We start from the raw sequence: 16310 nt of genomic DNA on the forward strand, positions 1-16310 counted from the left end.
TTTAAGGCAGTGTTGCCACTTGCCCGGGCCTACTTCTTGCCCTGGTTCGCGACAGCCTGGATGGACGCAGCTGCCGCTTCCGGGTCCAGGTACTTGCCACCCGGGGTGGTGGGGGCGAAGTTTTCGTCCAGTTCGTAGACCAGCGGGATGCCGGTGGGGATGTTCAGGGACGCGATGGCCTCGTCGGAGATGCCGTCAAGGTGCTTGACCAGGGCGCGCAGCGAGTTGCCGTGGGCCGTGACCAGGACCGTCTTGCCGGCCTTGAGATCTTCCTTAATGTCCGATTCCCAGTACGGCAGCAGGCGGACCAGGACGTCCTTGAGGCACTCGGTGCGCGGCAGGGCGTCGCCGAGGCCGGCGTAGCGCGGATCGTGGGCCTGCGAGAATTCGCTGTCGTCGGAGAGCGGCGGCGGCGGCGTGTCGTAGCTGCGGCGCCATTCCATGAACTGCTCTTCGCCGAACTCGGCGAGCGTCTGGGCCTTGTCCTTGCCCTGCAGTGCACCGTAGTGGCGCTCATTGAGGCGCCAGTCGCGCTTGACGTCGATCCAGCCGCGGTCGGCCGTGTCCAGCGCCAGGTTCGCGGTGTTGATGGCCCGCTTGAGCCGGGAGGTGTACAGCACATCGGGGAGGAGATTGTTCTCCACCAGCAGCTCGCCGCCACGCACGGCTTCCGTGCGGCCCTGGTCGTTGAGGTCAACATCCACCCAGCCGGTGAACAGGTTCTTGGCGTTCCACTCACTGTGGCCGTGACGGAGCAAAATCAGGGTATAGGTCATGGTTTCATCCTAGCGGCACGGGCTGCGCGGCCCTGTTGCCGTTCGAAATGCTACGCCGCACTTGCGGGCGGCGCCCGTGAGCCCCGCCACGTTTTTTCAGCCCTGCCTGTGCAGCCGATTAGTGTTGTTCAGTGGTTCAACGCGCCCAAAGGGTCAAAAAAGTTTCCACCGGCCCTGCACAGCGCGACTCCCTTTCGCGCGGTGCCGTCCGGTCCCGCGGCCTGCCCTTTGGCAATGCCACCCGCGGCACCACCAATCCCAACCGGCTGCGCCGCGTGGACCGCTGGCTGGCCGGGCCGGAATCCTGGCGGCTGCGGCGCGACCGGCACGCCGGAAACCGCCCGCTGGTGGTGGACCTGGGTTACGGCGGATCCCCCACCACGGCCGTGGAACTCTACGCGCGCATCCATGCCGTGTGTCCCGACGCCCACGTGACGGGCATTGAAATTGAGCCCGAACGCGTGCGCATCGCCAAGCACCTGGAACACGGCGGCCTGGACTTCCAGGTGGGTGGTTTTGAAATCCCCGTCCCGGGCAACGCCACCATGGTCCGCGCCTTCAATGTTCTGCGCCAATATGACGAGGCCGATGTCCGCCTCATCTGGCGCACCGTCTGCTCCCGGCTTTCCCCCAACGGCGTGTTCGTTGACGGCACCTGTGATGAGATTGGCCGGCGCAGCACGTGGGTGGCGCTGGATTCGGCAGGCCCGCAGTCCCTCACCATCTCCATGCGGTTTGGCGCCTTCGAGCTGCCCAGCGACGTGGCCGAGCGCCTCCCCAAGGCACTCATCCACCACAACATGCCGGGCGAGAAGATCAATGGCTTCCTGCAGGCCCTGGACCAGCACTGGCTGGCCGCTGCGCCGCTTGCCCCCTTTGGGCACCGGCAGCGCTGGCTGTCCATGTGCCAGAAAATGTACGACGCCGGCTGGCCCGTCAAGCGGTCGCCGTCGCGTTGGCGGCTGGGCGAACTGACGGTGGCGTGGTCCGCCGTCGAACCCGGCTAGCCGCAGCAGCTACCAGGAAGAGCCGCGGTTCTGCCGGCCCTTGCCGCGGCCGCGGACCTCCGCCAGGGCCGGGCGGACATCCGCCAGGTACACGCTGGCAACCGTGGCTGCGGCCAGATTGAAAATCAGCCCCATGCCCATGCCGGGTGAGACGAGCTGCCCCACTGCGACGGACGTGTTGATGCCGCCGAGGACATATATGAAGCCCAGAAACACCGAAACGCCGGTCAGGGCGCCCCAAAACTGCTTGGTGCGCTTGTAGGCGCGCTGAAAATCGGCGGCGGGAGTGCGCAGGCAGTCGCTCAGCGCCCACACCTGGAGGCACAGGGCCACCAGCCCCAGCGCCATCAGGACGAGAAAATCCACACCGTTCAATAATGAGCTCACGCAACAAGCCTAGCGCGTGGAACTGTGCGGCAAAACGGTCCCCCGCTACCTCTTGCCGGCCGCATGGGCAAGCGCCTGGGAAAGATCGTTCCACAGGTCCTCGACGTTTTCGATGCCCACGCTGAGCCGCAGGAGGTTCACCGGAACAGAATCGGGTTCGTTGGCGTGGCGGCGGCGCCGCTCAATCAGGGACTCCACCCCGCCCAGCGACGTGGCCGGCGTCCAGAGGCGCAGCGCCTCCACCAGGGCGTTGGCAGCTGCCTCGCCCCCGGCCACCTGGACGCACAGGATGGAACCAAATCCAAGCATCTGGGCCTTGGCACGCTCATGGCCCGGATCGGAGTCGAGCCCGGGAAACAAAACCTTTTCGACGCCGTCGTGCAGGTCAAGACGCTTGGCCAGCGTCATGGCGCTGTCCTGGGCTCGCTCCACCCGAAGGGCCAGCGTGCGCAGGCCGCGCAGGGCCAGCCACGCCTCAAACGGGCCGGCGATGGCGCCATGGATGGAGCGGTAATGCAGTAGTGTGCGGCGCAGTTCCCCGTCGGAGGTGATGAGCGCCCCGAGGATGACGTCGGAGTGCCCGGCCAGGTATTTGGTGACCGAGTGCAGCACTATGTCGCTGCCCAGTTCCAGCGGCTTCTGGACCAGCGGTGTGCTGAACGTGTTGTCGGTGACCACCAGGGCTCCCACGGCCTTGGCGGAGCGGCACAGGACGCGGAGGTCGGCCACCTCCAGCATGGGGTTGGTGGGGCTTTCCAGCCACAGCATGTCGGCAGCCTTTTCGCCCGCTCCGGTCAGCGCAGCAATGACGTCGTCATTGTTGGCAATGTCCACCGTGCGCAGAGTGAACAGCCCCTTGGCCGTTTGCTCCTGCGCCATCACCAGGGCGCCCTGGTAGGAATGCCGGGGCATGACCAGCACGCCGCCCACGGGGATCAGGGACAGCGCGGCGGACACGGCGGCCAGGCCGGAACTGAAGACGAGCGAAGGCAGCGTGGCGCCCTCGAGCTCTGACAGCGCTTCCTCCAGCGGATCCCAGGTGGGGTTTGAATACCGCCCGTAGGCCCTGTCCCCGTCAACGACCTGGCCGGTCCCCACATAGGTGGAGGACAGCACGATGGGCGGGTTGACCGCGGCGTCGTGCTCGCGTGCGGGGCGGCCGGCAACCACCGCAACCGTTTCCGGGCTGAGTTGGTCGGGGTGGGAGGAAGGTTCGAGGCTCATGCCTTCCAGATTAGTGCTCCCGGTCACCCGCTCCCCAATTTCGTGACACGGGTGTGGGGAACTCCGGCCCTGCGCGGCCTGTGGAGGCCTCGTGCCGGAGCCTGTGGACAAGCCGGGGGCGCTCCCGGCGGGGGCCGGTAGGCTAGGGACGTGACTTTACCTTTTGCCCCTGCGCCGGGCCTGTTCATTGCCCTCGAGGGCGGTGACGGGGCCGGAAAATCCACCCAGGCCGCACTGCTGACGGAGATGCTGGAAGCTGCCGGCCACGTGGTGGTGCGCACCAGAGAGCCCGGGGGAACGCCCGTGGGCGAGAAGCTTCGCTCCCTGGTCCTGGACCATGGCCAGGGGGAAATTGACGCCCGCTGCGAGGCGTTGATATTTGCCGCCGCCCGGGCCGCCCACACCGTGCAGGTTATTGTCCCGGCCGTGGCGCGCGGGGAAATTGTGGTCAGCGACCGCTACATTGACTCCTCCATCGCGTACCAGGGAGCCGGACGGGGCTTGGGCACGGGCGAAGTCCAGCGGCTCAACGAGTGGGCCACCGAAGGGCTGTGGCCCGACCTGACAGTGCTCCTGGACGTCAGTCCCGAAGACGGCCGCAGCCGGCGCACTGCCGGCGATGCGGCCGAGGACCGGCTGGAATCGGAGCCTGACGGCTTCCATGCCGACATCCGCCGGGCTTTCCTGGCGCTTGCCGCCGCACACCCGGAGCGCTACCTGGTCCTGGATGCCGGGCTTCCGGCCGCCGATTTGGCCGCCGCCGTGCGGGGGCGGGTGCTTGGCTTGCTGGCGGCCCGGACGGCGACTGCCGGGGAGACGGAGACTGCCGGAACGGCGACTGCCGGGGACGCGGCGACTGGGCCCATGGCGGGTTCCGCATGAGCGTCTGGGTTGACTTGCAGGGCCAGGGACCTGTGGTGGAGCAGTTGCGCCGCGCCGCACAGTCCAGCGGCCCCACGCATGCCTGGCTCATCACCGGCCCGCCCGGATCCGGGCGTTCCAACGCCGCCGTCGCCTTTGCCGCCGCACTGGTCTGCGAACGCGAACAGCTGGCCGAGCGCGGCTGTGGTGTGTGCAAGGCCTGCCACACCACGCTGGCCGGCACCAATGCCGATGTCACGTTCATCGCCACGGAGAAGACCACCATCACCATTGAGGAGGCCCGCGAACTGGTCCGGAAGGCCCATGACAGCCCGTCCTCCTCACGGTGGCGCGTCATGATCGTGGGCGACGCCGACCGCATGGCAGAGCGCACCACCAATGTGCTGCTGAAGGCCATTGAGGAGCCCCCGCCTCGCACCATCTGGGTCCTGTGCGCACCCAGTCCGGCCGATGTGCTGGTCACCATCCGCTCCCGCTGCCGCACCCTGACCCTGCGCGTGCCGCCCGTCGAGGACGTGGCCGCGCTGCTGGTGCGACGCGACGGCATTGAGCCGGAACTGGCGCTGCATGCCGCACGGGCCGCGCAAAGCCATATCGGCATTGCCCGGCGCCTGGCCTCCGACGCCGGCGCCCGGGAACGGCGTGACGCGATAGTCCACTTGCCGCTCACCCTGCGGGACGTGACAGCCGCGGTGCGGGCGGCCGGGTCGCTGCTGGAACTGGCCCAGGCCGAGGCCGCCTCCTCAAACGAGGAACGTGACATCGCCGAAAAGGCCAAGCTGCTGCTCTCGCTCGGCGCCCCGGAAACCGGCACGCTCCCGCCGCCCATGCGTGCGCAGGTCCGGGCACTGGAGGAAGACCAGAAGCGCCGCTCCAAGCGCTCCGTCACCGACCAGCTGGACCGCGCATTGACCGACCTGCTGTCCTTTTACCGGGATGTGCTGGTACTGCAGCTGGCAGCGAACGGGGGCACCGGCGTCGAGCATCCAAGTTCGGCACCGGGCCCCGGCAGCACGGCGGAGCTGGTCAACGAGCCCTTGCGCTCGGCGCTGTCCGACTTTGCCTCCCGCGGACGGCCGGAAGCCACCCTGGCGCGCATGGATGCCATCAATTCCGTGCGCCGCCGCCTCACCACCACCAACGTCTCCCCGCTTTTGGCCCTCGAAGCCATGGCCGTCAGCCTGCTCTAGACCTGCAAAGGACCCCCATGACCCACGGACCAGCACCGCGGCGGACACGCCTCCGCCTCCTGACCGCCGCTGCCGCAGCCATTGGCTCCCTGCTGCTGGCCGGCTGCACACCCCTGGCCCCGCCTGCACCACATCCCGTCAAGTCCACCGCCGACGCCTCCACCATCGGGGCCGTGCCGGCAAACCTGGCAGCTTACTACGGGCAGGTGGTGACGTGGACGTCCTGCAACGGCGGATTCCAGTGCGCCGAGGTGGAGGTGCCGCTGGACTACGCCAAGCCGCAGGGCTCATCCATCAAGCTGGCCGTAATCCGGCTGCCAGCCACAGGGAAAAGGCAGGGCGCCCTGCTCATCAACCCCGGCGGGCCCGGTGGCTCCGGCTATGACATGGCCAAGGACAGCGCCAAGTCCTACTTTTCGGCCAAGATCCGCGCCGCGTACGACATCGTGGGATTTGACCCCCGCGGCGTGGGGCGCTCCGCCCCGGTCAAGTGCCTCAACGACGCACAGATGGATGCCGCGCGCCAGGTGGAGTACAACCTCTCCACCGATGCCGGCTTGCAGCAGGCCGAAGCGGAATCCAAGACCGAAACCGACCTGTGCGTGAAAAATTCGGGGGCCGTGCTGGCCCATGTGGACACCGTCAGCGCCGCCCGCGACCTGGACATCCTGAGGGCAGTGGCGGGCGACACAAAGCTGAACTACATGGGCTTTTCCTACGGGACCAAACTGGGCGCCACCTACGCCGGCCTGTTCCCCTCGAAGGTGGGCAAGTTTTCGCTCGACGGCGCGTTGGACCCCAGCCTGACCGATGACCAGATCTCCATGGGCCAGGCCATCGGCTTCGAAGGGGCGCTACGCGACTGGGCGGCGAACTGCCTGGGAACCAAGGATTGCCCAGTGTCCGGCACTGTCGACGAGGCCTTGGCGCAAATCCGCGAACTCAATGCCGTGTATGAGAAGACTCCGCAGCAAACAAAGACCGGGCGGGTCATGACGGGGACGGGCTTCACCAACACCCTCGCGTTTGCCATGTACTCCACCGACTTGTGGGAGCCGCTCAAGGGCGCCCTGAAGGAGGCTTTCGCCGGGGACGCCTCCGGGATGCAGGCGCTGGACGACTACTCCTCGGACCGGGCCTCGGACGGCAAGTACACCACCAATATCGCGGCGGCCTTCACGGCGATCAACTGCCTGGACTACTCCATGAATTCGGGCACCGGGCACATGCGGGAGGAAGCCGCGGCGCTGGAAAAGGCGTCCCCCACCTTTGGCAAGGTGCTCAGCTACAACGGACTCACCTGCAAGTACTGGCCCTATGCCGCCACGGGCAAGCCGGAGACCATCTCGGCCAAGGGTGCCGGTCCCATCCTGGTCATTGGCACCACCAAGGATCCGGCCACGCCGTACAAGTGGGCACAGGCCCTGGCGCAGCAGCTGGATTCCGGCGTGCTGGTCACCTGGAAAGGCGACGGACACACGGCCTACGGCCGCGCGAACGCGTGCCTGACGGGCGTGGTCGACAACTACTTTGTCAACGGCGTGGTGCCGGCCAAGGGAACCACCTGCTGACTAGTTGGCCACCTTTTCGTTGCCGCCGGGCGCCGATTTTGTACAATCGGCGCCAGCATATTAGAGTGGTTTCTTGTGTTCAGGGAATGATTCCGCAAGGGATTCTGACCGGCACAGGCCTCCATAGCTCAGTTGGTAGAGCGTTTCACTCGTAATGAAAAGGTCAACAGTTCGATTCTGTTTGGAGGCTCCACAACAAAAGGCCCCGCATCCCTTGTTTATCAGGGATGCGGGGCCTTTTGCATGCCCGGCGCGGATCCCGGAATGGACTTTTGAGGTTGATATATCAACCTCAAAAGTCCATTCCGGGATCCTGGGCGGGTGGCGGGCTGCTAGCGCGGGGCGGGGCCGTCCGCATGCGAGTAGCTGCCGGGCTCCATGAGCGCACCCATCTCCTCGGCCGCATGCTGGAGCTTCAGGTCAGTTGCCTCGGCACGCGTCGCGGCGTCGTCGGCGGCTTCCTGCAGGGCCGACTTCATGCGCAGCGGTGGAGTCTTGAAGAACAGCGCCAGCACCAGGGCCAGCAGCACCACCATGAGCGCCACCCAGTAGATGACGATCGTGGAGGTGGTGAAGCCGGTCAGGAACGGCTTGCTCAGGGCCGGGTTGGCGCCCTTGAGGAAGGAGGTGTCATTGAGGGCGCTGCTGCCCGCCGCCGAGGAGCCCGTTGCCGACTTGAGCTTCTCCGCGATGGTGGGCGCTACCTGGTCGACCACTTGCGTGCGGACAGCCGCGTTGGAGAAGTCCAGCGGCTGGGCCGGGACCTTGGTCTGCGCCTCCGCCTCCGGCACCCCCTTCGCCACCAGTGCCTTGACGCCGGCGGTGTGGGCCGCCTGCTGCGCACCCTTCTCCACCGGCGTCACCATGTTCGTGTAAATCAAGCTCATGATCGCCTTGTTTTCCGGCGCAGTCGCCACCGACGGCGTCATGGCGGCGTCCAGTGCGTTCCGCAGCGTGGGGCCGTCGGAGAGCGAACCCTGGATGTTCAGGGGCATGATCGTAAAGAGCAGCGAAAGCATGACGGCGGTGCCCAGGGTGCCGCCGATCTGGCGGAAGAACGTGGACGCACTGGTGGCCACGCCCATGTCGCGCAGGCCCACGGAATTCTGGCTGGCAATGGTCAGGGTCTGCATGAGCTGGCCCAGGCCCAGGCCGATCAGCAGCATGCCGCCGGCAACGAAGAGGAACGGCGAGTCAAACTTCAGGAAGGTCAGGTACAGGAACCCGGCGGACATCAGGGCGGTGCCGAGGATGGGGAACATCCGGTACCGGCCGGTGCGGGCGATCAGCTGGCCGCTTCCGATCGAGGCGATCATCAGCCCCAGGATCATGGGGAGCATCTGGAAGCCGCTCTCGGTGGGCGTGGAACCCAGGACAATCTGCAGGTACAGCGGGATCGTCATCATGGCGCCGAACATGCCAAAGCCCACCAGCACACCAATGATGGTGGCCATCGAGAACGTGGAGGAATGGAAAAGCTTGATGGGAATCAGGGCGTCGTCCTTCATCCGAATCTCAATGAGGATGAAGGCGATGACACCAACCACGCCAACCACATAGCAGGCGATGGAGGCGGCGCTGGTCCAGCCCCACGTCTGGCCTTCCTCGGCCACCAGCAGCAACGGAACCAGGGCCACGATGACGGCGGCGGCACCCCACCAGTCAATGCGCACGGAATGGCGGTCAACCTTGGGCAGGTGCAGGAAGCGCAGCACCATCGCCAGTGCCGCCAGCCCGATGGGCACATTGACCAGGAACACCCAGCGCCACCCGGCGATCCACAGGATCTGGTCCGTGCCGGCAAACAGGCCGCCGATCAGCGGGCCGATGACGCTCGAGACGCCAAAGACGGCCAGGAAGTAGCCCTGGTACTTGGCGCGTTCGCGCGGGGCGAGCATGTCACCCATGATGGCCAGCGGCATGGACATCAGGCCGCCTGCGCCAAGCCCCTGCACGGCGCGGAAGGTGGCGAGTTCAATCATGGACGTTGAAAAGCTGGAAAGGATTGACCCGACAATAAAGACCACGATCGCGAAGATGAACAGCGGGCGGCGCCCGAAAATGTCCGACAGCTTCCCGTAAATCGGGGTGCTGATGGTGGAGACGATCAAATAGGCGGTGGTCACCCAGGCCTGGAGGCTGAGGCCGTGGAGGTCATCGCCGATGGTGCGGATCGCGGTGCCGACCACTGTCTGGTCGAGCGCCGAAAGGAACATCCCGGCCATGAGGCCGAAGATGACAAACAGGATTTGGCGGTGGTTCATCACGGCGCCGCCGGCCGGGCTGGAGCCCGCGGCGGGGGAAAGGGGTTTTTCGCTAGACATGCGTCCTCAAAAGGTTATGGAGGATGCCACTGACACCGGCATCACGACGGCGTGGGCGAAACAAAGTAAGTTGCGCAGAGTGGAAACGCTACTCCCCTCAACGCCGTCGGACAATACGGTTACCCCCAGCAACGGTTCTGTTTCGCGCTCGGTGAACACTTCAGGCCCTTTGGCCGGCCATATCATGGGCGGGTGAGCAACAATTCGCAGTCCCGGGGAGCCGCGCCCCACGCCCCGGCGCGTGAACCCGGGCGCGTCCACTGGATGGAGCTGTTTTTTGACCTGATTTTCGTCGCGTTCGTGAGCCAGCTGGCACACGGCATCCATGGCGACCCGGGGCTGGCAGCGTTTGGCAGCTACGTGCTGCTGTTCTTTCCGGCCTGGTGGGCCTGGGTGAACATGGTCTCGGTGATCAACGTGCTGCCCGGATTGTCAGCCCGGGCCCTGGGCCTGGCGATGTTGGCTGCCATGGCTGCTGCCGGGGTCATGGCAGCAGCGGCGCCGGGGGCCCTGGGCGACAGGGCGTGGGCGTTTTCGCTGGGCAACGCCGCCCTGCGCGCCGTGCTGCTGGTGCTCTGGCTCCACCATGACCGCCACACGGTGTCCGGGACGTCATGGCGGATTTGGATCTACAACGGCGGAACGGCAGCCCTCTGGCTGGTCTCTGCGGTGCTCCCCCTTCACGTTGCGGTGGTCCTGTGGGGCGCCGCCATCGCCGTCGAAATTGCCATGGTGTTGCTGAGTGCGCACCTGTGGCCGGAGCGCGGCGCCGCGAACATCAACATTGAGCACGCCTCGGAACGGCTGGGCCTCTTTGTCATCATTGTCCTGGGGGAGTCAGTAGTCACGATCGTCAATGAAGTCTCGGCCCATTGGGGCCCGGGGCCGGCCCTGGGTGGCGCGCTTGGTTTCCTGGTGGTCGCCCTCCTGGGCTGGTCGTTCTTCCAGTACGGCGCGGGGACGGTGGCCCCCGGGCTTGAGCGCCTGCGCTCCCGGGCAGACTTTGGTGGAATCCTGCAGACAACGCTGTTTCTGCCGTTCCTGCTGGTCCTGGGCGTTACATCCGTTGCCGCCGGGATTGCCACCGCCATTTCAGCCCCGTACGACCGGCTTCCCCTGGGTGCCGGCATTTCGCTGGGCGGCGGCCTGGCCCTGTACTACGGCACGAATGCGCTGGTCTCGCTGCGCTACGGCCAGCCGCCGCGCAGGGTGGTGCCGTGGGCCGGACCAACAGTGGCCCTTGCCCTCCTGCTCATCCCGTTAAGCGCCCTGGTGCCGGCGGCGGCGCTGCTGGCAGCCGCCACCGCACTGCTGATGCTTGCCACGGCCTATGTGGAGCTGGTCCGACGACGGCGGCCAGCGGGGCCAGGGGCCCCGTGACAGGAACAAGGCCCGCACCGTCCGGCGAGGGACGGTACGGGCCTTGCGTTGCGGGTCCTGTTATCCGAGGCTCCCCCAACGGCTTCAGCGATTGTGGCCTCAGTCCGAGACACCACCACACCTGACCTTACTCGTGGGTAAGGAATGCGGCAATGGGTTGTGACAATAGTTGTCACAGCCGGCTTGCCGCAGCCGGCTCCCGCAACCGGCTCCCGCAACCGGCTCCCGGGTCGGCGCTACTCGCTCCAGGGGAAGACCACGCCCTCCCCCACCACCTTCAGCGACAGTTCGGTGCCGGGCCGGGCCAGCATGGCGTTCCAGTGCCGGATGTTGATCACTTCCCCGCCCACCGGCTGGTGCGGGTCAACGGGCTTGCCGGGGTCGACGGCAATCGGCGCCAATTGGATCCGCACAGTGGTTTCCGGGCCAAAGTAGTCGGTGTCCACCACGCGGCCGCGGATGCTGCCGCCCTCGGTGATGCGGATTTGCTCCGGGCGCAGCATCAGGTGCACCCTGCCCTGCACGGGCGGGCGGCGGACGGGGATTCCGCCCAGCGAACACAGTGCCAGGGAGCCTTCCATCCAGGCTTCAAGAATCACGGCGTCGCCCAGGAATTCTGCCGTGGCCCGGTCGGAGGGACGCGTGTACACCACGAAGGGGCTGCCGATCTGCGCCAGCTTCCCGTCCCGCATGACGGCCACCTGGTCGGCGAAGCTGAGGGCCTCGGCCTGGTCGTGGGTGACCAGGATGGTGGTCACGCCGGCGTCGCTCAGGGTCTGGGAGACGGTGCGGCGCGTGGCCACCCGCAGGCCGGCGTCGAGCGCGCTGAACGGCTCATCCAGCAGCATCAGCTGCGGGCGGCGGGCAAGCGCCCGGGCCAGCGCCACGCGCTGCTGCTGGCCGCCAGAGAGCTGCGAGGGCCGGCGCCTGGCATAGGAGGGGTCCATGGACACCATTTCCAGCAACTCGCCCACCCGGGCGGCCGCGGCCCGGCCGCGCACCGGCAGCCCAAACTCAATGTTCTGACCCACGCTCAGGTGTGGGAACAGGGCGCCGTCCTGGGCCACGTAGCCCACGCTGCGCTTGTGCGCCGGCACCCACGCCGCAGGACCGGCCACCTCCACTCCTGCCAGCGAAATGGTGCCGGCGTCGGCCGCCTCGAAACCGGCAATCAGGCGCAGCAGCGTGGTCTTGCCCGAACCCGACGCACCGACGATGGCCGTGGTCCTCCCCTGTGCCACGGTCAGGTCTACGCCTTTGAGGACCTCGGTGCCGCCGAACGACTTCCGGGCCCCGGACACCAGGAGGTGGTCTGTGACATGGCCCGGGTCCGGGATGAAGGCGGGCTTGGCGGTTGGCGCCTTGGCCGCCCTCCGAATGGTTGGGGTCACTGTCCTGCAGCTTTCTTGGATTGGGCAAAGAGGAGGTAGGTCATGGGGGCGGACAGCAGGATCATCAACAAGGCATACGGGGCCGCCCCGGCGTAATCAATTTCGCTGCTGAACGCCCAAAATTCGGTGGCCAGCGTGGTGGTGCCGTTCGGCGCGAGCAGCAGGGTCGCCGTCAGTTCGTTCACAATCCCCAGGAAAACCAGGGCCGCCCCGCCCGCCGCTGCGGGGGCGCTGAGCCGCAGGGTCACCTTGACGAATGCCACCAGCGGCGCCTTTCCCAGGGCCTGTGCCGCCTCGTCGAGTTCCTTGGGCGCCTGCGCCAGGCCGGCGCGGAGGTTGACCAGCGCCCGCGGCATGAACAGCAGCGCATAGGCCGCCACCAGCACGACGGCGGTCTGGTAGACCGCGGGTACGTTATGGACGGTGATGGTCACCAGGGCCAGGGCCACCACAATCCCGGGCATCGAGCTGGAAATGTAGTTGACCCCTTCCAGCACTTTCGTCACAGGGCCCGGGTGGCGGATCACCAGGTACGCCAGCGGGAAGGCCAGGACTGTGGTCATGAGGGCCCCGGCCAGTCCGTAGCCCAGGGTCTGGAGCAAGGCGTGGACCAGGGCGCTTCCGGTCCAGATCGCGGCACCCCCAGCGATGAGCCAGCGGACCACGTGGAACAGGGGCACACCCAGGGCCAGCACACTCAGCGCCGCCAGGAACAACTGGCCGGGCACCTGGTACCAGCCCAGCGCCAGGCGCTTCGGATTGGCCTGCGCGCCGCCACCCAGCCTGGCATAGCGGGCATTGCCGCGCGTCTTCGATTCGCCGAGCAGCAGCAGCAGGCAGAACAACACGAGCACGCTGGCCAGCATGTTGGCCGCCGCACCGTTGAAGGTGGAGCGGAACTGGTCGTAGATCGCCGTCGTGAACGTATCAAACTGCATCATGGCGAAGGCGCCGTATTCGGCCAGTAGGTGCAGGGAAACCAGCAGCGCACCGCCTGCGGCCGCGAGCCGCAGCTGGGGCAGGACCACGCGAAAGAACACCTGCCACGGTCCCAGCCCCAGGGAGGCGCCCGACTGTTCCAGGGCAGGGTCCATCCGGCTGAGCACGGCCGCCACCGGGATGTACACCAGCGGGAAATAGGAAAGCGTGGAAACCAGCACCCCGCCCCACACCCCGCCCAGGGAGGGGATGGCGCTCACCCAGGCATAGCTGTTAACGAACGCGGGGATGGCCAGTGGCGCCGCCAACAGCACGGCCCACGCCTTGTTCCCGCGCAGCCTGGTGCGTTCCACCAGCCAGGCTCCGGCAATGCCGAGGACTACGCAGATCGGGACCGTAATGAGCACCAGGGCCAGCGTGTTGAAAAGCAGTTCGCCAACGCGCGGCCGGAACACCAGTTTCTGGATGGTGTCCCACCCCGCGTTGCCAGTCATGACCACCACGTACCCCAGGGGCAGCAGCGAGAACGCGGCGATCAGGATGGAGAGAACGACGACGGCCAAAGGGCCGGAGCGTGTGCCCCGGCCCCCGGCAGCCCTGCGCCTGGATTTGCTGCCCGGCGCAAGTTCCGCCGTCGTGCTTTGAAAAAAGGACATCAGTACTAGAGTAGACCGGCCGCCGTCATCAGGTCGGTGACCTTCTGCGAGTTCAGCTTGGCGGCGTCAACCTTGGGTGCCTGCAGGTCCTTCAGGGGGACCAGCTTGGAGTTGGCGGCCACCTCGGAGGCCACGGGGTATTCGAAGGAAGTGCCCGTCTGCAAAATTTCCTGGCCGGCCTTGCCGGTGATGAATTCAAGGAACTTTTCAGCATTGGCCTGGTGCTTGCTGGAGGCCAGCACGCCGCCGCCGGAGACGGAGACAAATGCTCCCGGATCCTCATTCTTGAAGTATTCCAGGGCCACGTTCTTGGAGTTTTCACCCGTCTTGGCCTGGTCGCCGAACCAGTAGTAGTGGTAGATGATGGCGCCGTCAATTTCGCCGGCGTTGACCGCCTTCATGGCAGTGCTGTTGCCCTTGTAGACCTTGGCGTCCGCCTTCATGGCCTTCAGCCAGGCGGAGGTGGCGGCCTCACCCTTGAGCTCCAGCATGGCTGAGACAATGGCCTGGAAGTCGGCACCGGACGGCGACGCCGCCCAGCGGCCCTTCCAGGCGGGATCGGCCAGGTCCATGATGGACTTGGGCAGCTGCGCCTGGGTCAGCTTGGTGGTGTTGTAGGCAAAAACCGTGCTGCGGGCGGCAATGCCCGTCCACTTATTCGTGGAGGGGCGGTACGCCGCGGGGACCTGGGACTGGATCTTGGCGCTGATGCCGGTGAACAGGCCGGCATTCTCGACCTGCGTCATCGCGGGAGAATTTTCGGTCAGGAATACATCGGCCGGGGACTTGGCGCCCTCCTGGACAATCTGGTTGCTCAGCTCGGAATCGTCGCCGTTGCGCAGGGTGACCTTGATGCCGGTTTCCTTGGTGAACGCATCAACCCACGCCTGGGTCAGTTCCTGGTGCTGGGCGTTGTACACCACAATGGCGTCCGTGGCCGAGCCCGATGCGCCGTTGGAGGCCGCGGGCGCGGCGCTGCCGCCGCAGGCGGCAAGGGCGAGCACTGAAACTCCGGCGATCGCGGAGAGTGCGGTCCTGTTGAGCACGGTCTTGTTGAACCAAGTTTTCATGGGGGCCTTTCGGCGGTCATAAACGAATTAGCGAACAGTTATTGATCGTAATACGAGAATAGGCGAGGCAACCCTAATATCCGGTCCCATGTGACGCAGCTCTCAACAATTAGGTCATATTTGCGTGTCTAAAATGGACTGAGTCCAAGCGGGGCTGATTTTACGGGCGTCCGTCCAACAGCTCCGCGGCCCGGATGACGTGATCTTCCACGATCTCCGCCTTGCGTTCGACGCCCGCCACATTCCCCACGCCGAGCCTCACCAGGGCAACGGCCTCGGCAGCTGCCGCCAGCGCGTTCCCGGCCCGGGACAGCTCGCGGTGGACGTCATTGAGGTAGCCGCCCGTGCCAGTGGGGATTTCCATGCCTTCGCTGGGGGCCGCGGCCTGGGCCTGCACGGCAATGGCCCGCACCTGCGCCAACAAACCGGCCAGCGAGTTCGCAATGGGCACCAGGGCGGCATAGTTTTCACCCTGGCCCTCCGCCTGGTCCCCCTCAACGCCCTCCAGCATCTGGTGGAACCTGTCCAGGCCGCGCCGGTAGCGGTCATGGGCCCGGCGCCAGACACCCTTGCCGAGTTCGGCGTCGTCGCGCCTGGCCTGGCGGGAGGCGCCAAAAAGTCCCTTGAGCATCAGCGATGCTTCTCAGAGGTACTGGCCCGGGCCGCCGGCGTCGGGCTGGCCGGTGCCCTGACGCCCGGTGCCCGGGCCGCCGTCGCCCGCCTGGCTGCCGTGGGCCTGCGGGAAGGGGGCGCGCTGCGGTTCACCGTTCTCCCCCACCACCACGCCCGGGGCGATAACGGTTCCGGGCGGGAGCTGGCGCAGCTGCATGCGGGCCGCCAGCTGCTGGTTGGCCATGGCCTGCGCCGCAATGGCTGTCTGGATGCCGTGGAACAGGCCCTCCAGCCAGCCGACAAGCTGGGCCTGGGCAATGCGCAATTCAGCGTCCGACGGCGCCGAGCTGTCGGAGAACGGCAGGCTCAGCCGGTGCAGCTCCGCGACGAGCTCCGGGGACAGCCCGTCCTCCAGTTCGGCAATGGAGCGCTCATGGATTTCGGCCAGGCGGGCCCGGGCGGCGTCGTCGAGAGGGGCGCTCTTTACCTCGTCCAGCAGCTGCTTGACCATGGTGCCGATGCGCATCACCTTTGCGGGCTGGTCCACCATGTCCGCCACGCTCTGGTGCGCCTCCCCGGAGGGTCCGCCCTCCGGGTCCCCCGGAACGCCGGGCCCGGCGAAGCCATTGGAAGTGTCCATTACCCTGCCCTCAGCAGCCAAACCGTTGGCCGGGGTGTGCGCCTTCTCAGTCATAGGGCCAGTCTCTCACGGCGCCTAGGAAATTGTCCGTGAAGGTGGGGCTGGGAGCGGGGTGGGAGGGTCGGGAAGGAGCGGGGCGGGAGGGGCGGGGCGGGAAGCGAGGGGCGGGAAGCGAGGGGCGGGAAGCGAGGGGCGGGAAGGTGGGGGCGGGGCGGTAAGGAGCGGGCGGGACGGGAGGGAGAGGACACCCTGCCCGCCCTA

Annotated in this window: 14 protein-coding genes and 1 tRNA gene; 6 read left to right on the top strand and 9 right to left on the bottom strand. The window is 66.8% G+C overall.

The annotated features are described in order from the left end of the window. Window positions 1–29: 29 nt before the first annotated feature. Window positions 30–776: a phosphoglyceromutase gene (locus G6N77_RS18685; RefSeq protein WP_165183680.1), complete on the bottom strand. Its 747-nt coding sequence runs from the start codon at window positions 774–776 to the stop codon at window positions 30–32. Window positions 777–997: 221 nt separating this feature from the next. On the opposite strand from G6N77_RS18685, the gene G6N77_RS18690 reads away from it, so the two are divergent. Beyond that, complete coding sequence (locus G6N77_RS18690; RefSeq protein ID WP_165183690.1) at window positions 998–1783, top strand: class I SAM-dependent methyltransferase; 786 nt, start codon at window positions 998–1000, stop codon at window positions 1781–1783. A 9-nt stretch (window positions 1784–1792) separates the two neighbouring features. Here G6N77_RS18690 and G6N77_RS18695 read toward each other — a convergent pair whose 3' ends face one another. After that, the gene (locus tag G6N77_RS18695; RefSeq protein WP_262454371.1) at window positions 1793–2170 is read right to left on the bottom strand and encodes a DUF2516 family protein; all 378 of its coding nucleotides are present in this window, start codon (window positions 2168–2170) and stop codon (window positions 1793–1795) included. A gap of 45 nt (window positions 2171–2215) precedes the next feature. Beyond that, window positions 2216–3394, bottom strand: coding sequence for a trans-sulfuration enzyme family protein (locus G6N77_RS18700; protein WP_165183681.1), 1179 nt, complete (start codon window positions 3392–3394; stop codon window positions 2216–2218). 150 nt (window positions 3395–3544) lie between these two features. Here G6N77_RS18700 and tmk point away from each other — a divergent pair, with 150 nt between their 5' ends. From tmk to G6N77_RS18720, 4 genes are all read left to right on the top strand, one after another. After that, entirely contained in the window at window positions 3545–4276 is a 732-nt protein-coding gene (gene tmk, locus G6N77_RS18705) for a dTMP kinase (protein WP_165183682.1), read from the top strand. Continuing rightward, window positions 4273–5466 (top strand): DNA polymerase III subunit delta', encoded by a 1194-nt coding sequence (locus tag G6N77_RS18710; protein ID WP_165183683.1) that lies wholly within the window; start codon window positions 4273–4275, stop codon window positions 5464–5466. The genes tmk and G6N77_RS18710 overlap by 4 nt, the downstream gene beginning before the upstream one ends. Window positions 5467–5483: 17 nt before the next feature. Beyond that, entirely contained in the window at window positions 5484–7037 is a 1554-nt protein-coding gene (locus G6N77_RS18715) for an alpha/beta hydrolase (protein ID WP_165183684.1), read from the top strand. A gap of 117 nt (window positions 7038–7154) precedes the next feature. Further along, window positions 7155–7230: transfer RNA gene (locus G6N77_RS18720), tRNA-Thr, on the top strand. A 139-nt stretch (window positions 7231–7369) separates the two neighbouring features. Here G6N77_RS18720 and G6N77_RS18725 read toward each other — a convergent pair. Beyond that, complete coding sequence (locus tag G6N77_RS18725) at window positions 7370–9361, bottom strand: MDR family MFS transporter (protein ID WP_165183685.1); 1992 nt, start codon at window positions 9359–9361, stop codon at window positions 7370–7372. 192 nt (window positions 9362–9553) lie between these two features. Here G6N77_RS18725 and G6N77_RS18730 point away from each other — a divergent pair, with 192 nt between their 5' ends. Then, the gene (locus tag G6N77_RS18730) at window positions 9554–10741 is read left to right on the top strand and encodes a low temperature requirement protein A (RefSeq protein WP_165183686.1); all 1188 of its coding nucleotides are present in this window, start codon (window positions 9554–9556) and stop codon (window positions 10739–10741) included. Window positions 10742–10977: 236 nt separating this feature from the next. Here G6N77_RS18730 and G6N77_RS18735 read toward each other — a convergent pair whose 3' ends face one another. The 5 genes from G6N77_RS18735 to G6N77_RS18755 all read right to left on the bottom strand — a co-directional run bounded on the left by G6N77_RS18735 (window position 10978) and on the right by G6N77_RS18755 (window position 16103). Continuing rightward, on the bottom strand, window positions 10978–12078 hold the full coding sequence (locus G6N77_RS18735; RefSeq protein ID WP_306987548.1) for an ABC transporter ATP-binding protein: 1101 nt from the start codon (window positions 12076–12078) through the stop codon (window positions 10978–10980). A 50-nt stretch (window positions 12079–12128) separates the two neighbouring features. Further along, window positions 12129–13727 carry an ABC transporter permease gene (locus G6N77_RS18740; RefSeq protein ID WP_165183687.1) on the bottom strand — a complete coding sequence of 533 codons (1599 nt, stop codon included), beginning with the start codon at window positions 13725–13727 and terminating at the stop codon, window positions 12129–12131. 5 nt (window positions 13728–13732) lie between these two features. Beyond that, window positions 13733–14797 carry an iron ABC transporter substrate-binding protein gene (locus G6N77_RS18745; RefSeq protein WP_165183688.1) on the bottom strand — a complete coding sequence of 355 codons (1065 nt, stop codon included), beginning with the start codon at window positions 14795–14797 and terminating at the stop codon, window positions 13733–13735. A gap of 160 nt (window positions 14798–14957) precedes the next feature. Continuing rightward, window positions 14958–15428, bottom strand: a complete 471-nt coding sequence (locus G6N77_RS18750; RefSeq protein WP_165183689.1) for a hypothetical protein — start codon at window positions 15426–15428, stop codon at window positions 14958–14960. Between the two features lie 12 nt (window positions 15429–15440). Next, window positions 15441–16103 carry a bacterial proteasome activator family protein gene (locus tag G6N77_RS18755; protein WP_240902426.1) on the bottom strand — a complete coding sequence of 221 codons (663 nt, stop codon included), beginning with the start codon at window positions 16101–16103 and terminating at the stop codon, window positions 15441–15443. Window positions 16104–16310 lie beyond the last annotated feature (207 nt).

The sequence above is a fragment of the Arthrobacter silviterrae genome (assembly GCF_011045165.1).
In the GTDB taxonomy this organism is placed as follows: domain Bacteria; phylum Actinomycetota; class Actinomycetes; order Actinomycetales; family Micrococcaceae; genus Specibacter; species Specibacter silviterrae.

What these genes read in the sequence shown, in the direction of transcription:
- G6N77_RS18745 (WP_165183688.1), bottom strand. Translation starts at nt 14,797, where the DNA reads ATGAAAACTTGGTTCAACAAGACCGTGCTCAACAGGACCGCACTCTCC.
- G6N77_RS18755 (WP_240902426.1), bottom strand. Translation starts at nt 16,103, where the DNA reads ATGACTGAGAAGGCGCACACCCCGGCCAACGGTTTGGCTGCTGAGGGC.
- G6N77_RS18740 (WP_165183687.1), bottom strand. Translation starts at nt 13,727, where the DNA reads ATGTCCTTTTTTCAAAGCACGACGGCGGAACTTGCGCCGGGCAGCAAA.
- G6N77_RS18710 (WP_165183683.1), top strand. Translation starts at nt 4,273, where the DNA reads ATGAGCGTCTGGGTTGACTTGCAGGGCCAGGGACCTGTGGTGGAGCAG.
- G6N77_RS18685 (WP_165183680.1), bottom strand. Translation starts at nt 776, where the DNA reads ATGACCTATACCCTGATTTTGCTCCGTCACGGCCACAGTGAGTGGAAC.
- G6N77_RS18725 (WP_165183685.1), bottom strand. Translation starts at nt 9,361, where the DNA reads ATGTCTAGCGAAAAACCCCTTTCCCCCGCCGCGGGCTCCAGCCCGGCC.
- G6N77_RS18715 (WP_165183684.1), top strand. Translation starts at nt 5,484, where the DNA reads ATGACCCACGGACCAGCACCGCGGCGGACACGCCTCCGCCTCCTGACC.
- G6N77_RS18750 (WP_165183689.1), bottom strand. Translation starts at nt 15,428, where the DNA reads ATGCTCAAGGGACTTTTTGGCGCCTCCCGCCAGGCCAGGCGCGACGAC.
- G6N77_RS18700 (WP_165183681.1), bottom strand. Translation starts at nt 3,394, where the DNA reads ATGAGCCTCGAACCTTCCTCCCACCCCGACCAACTCAGCCCGGAAACG.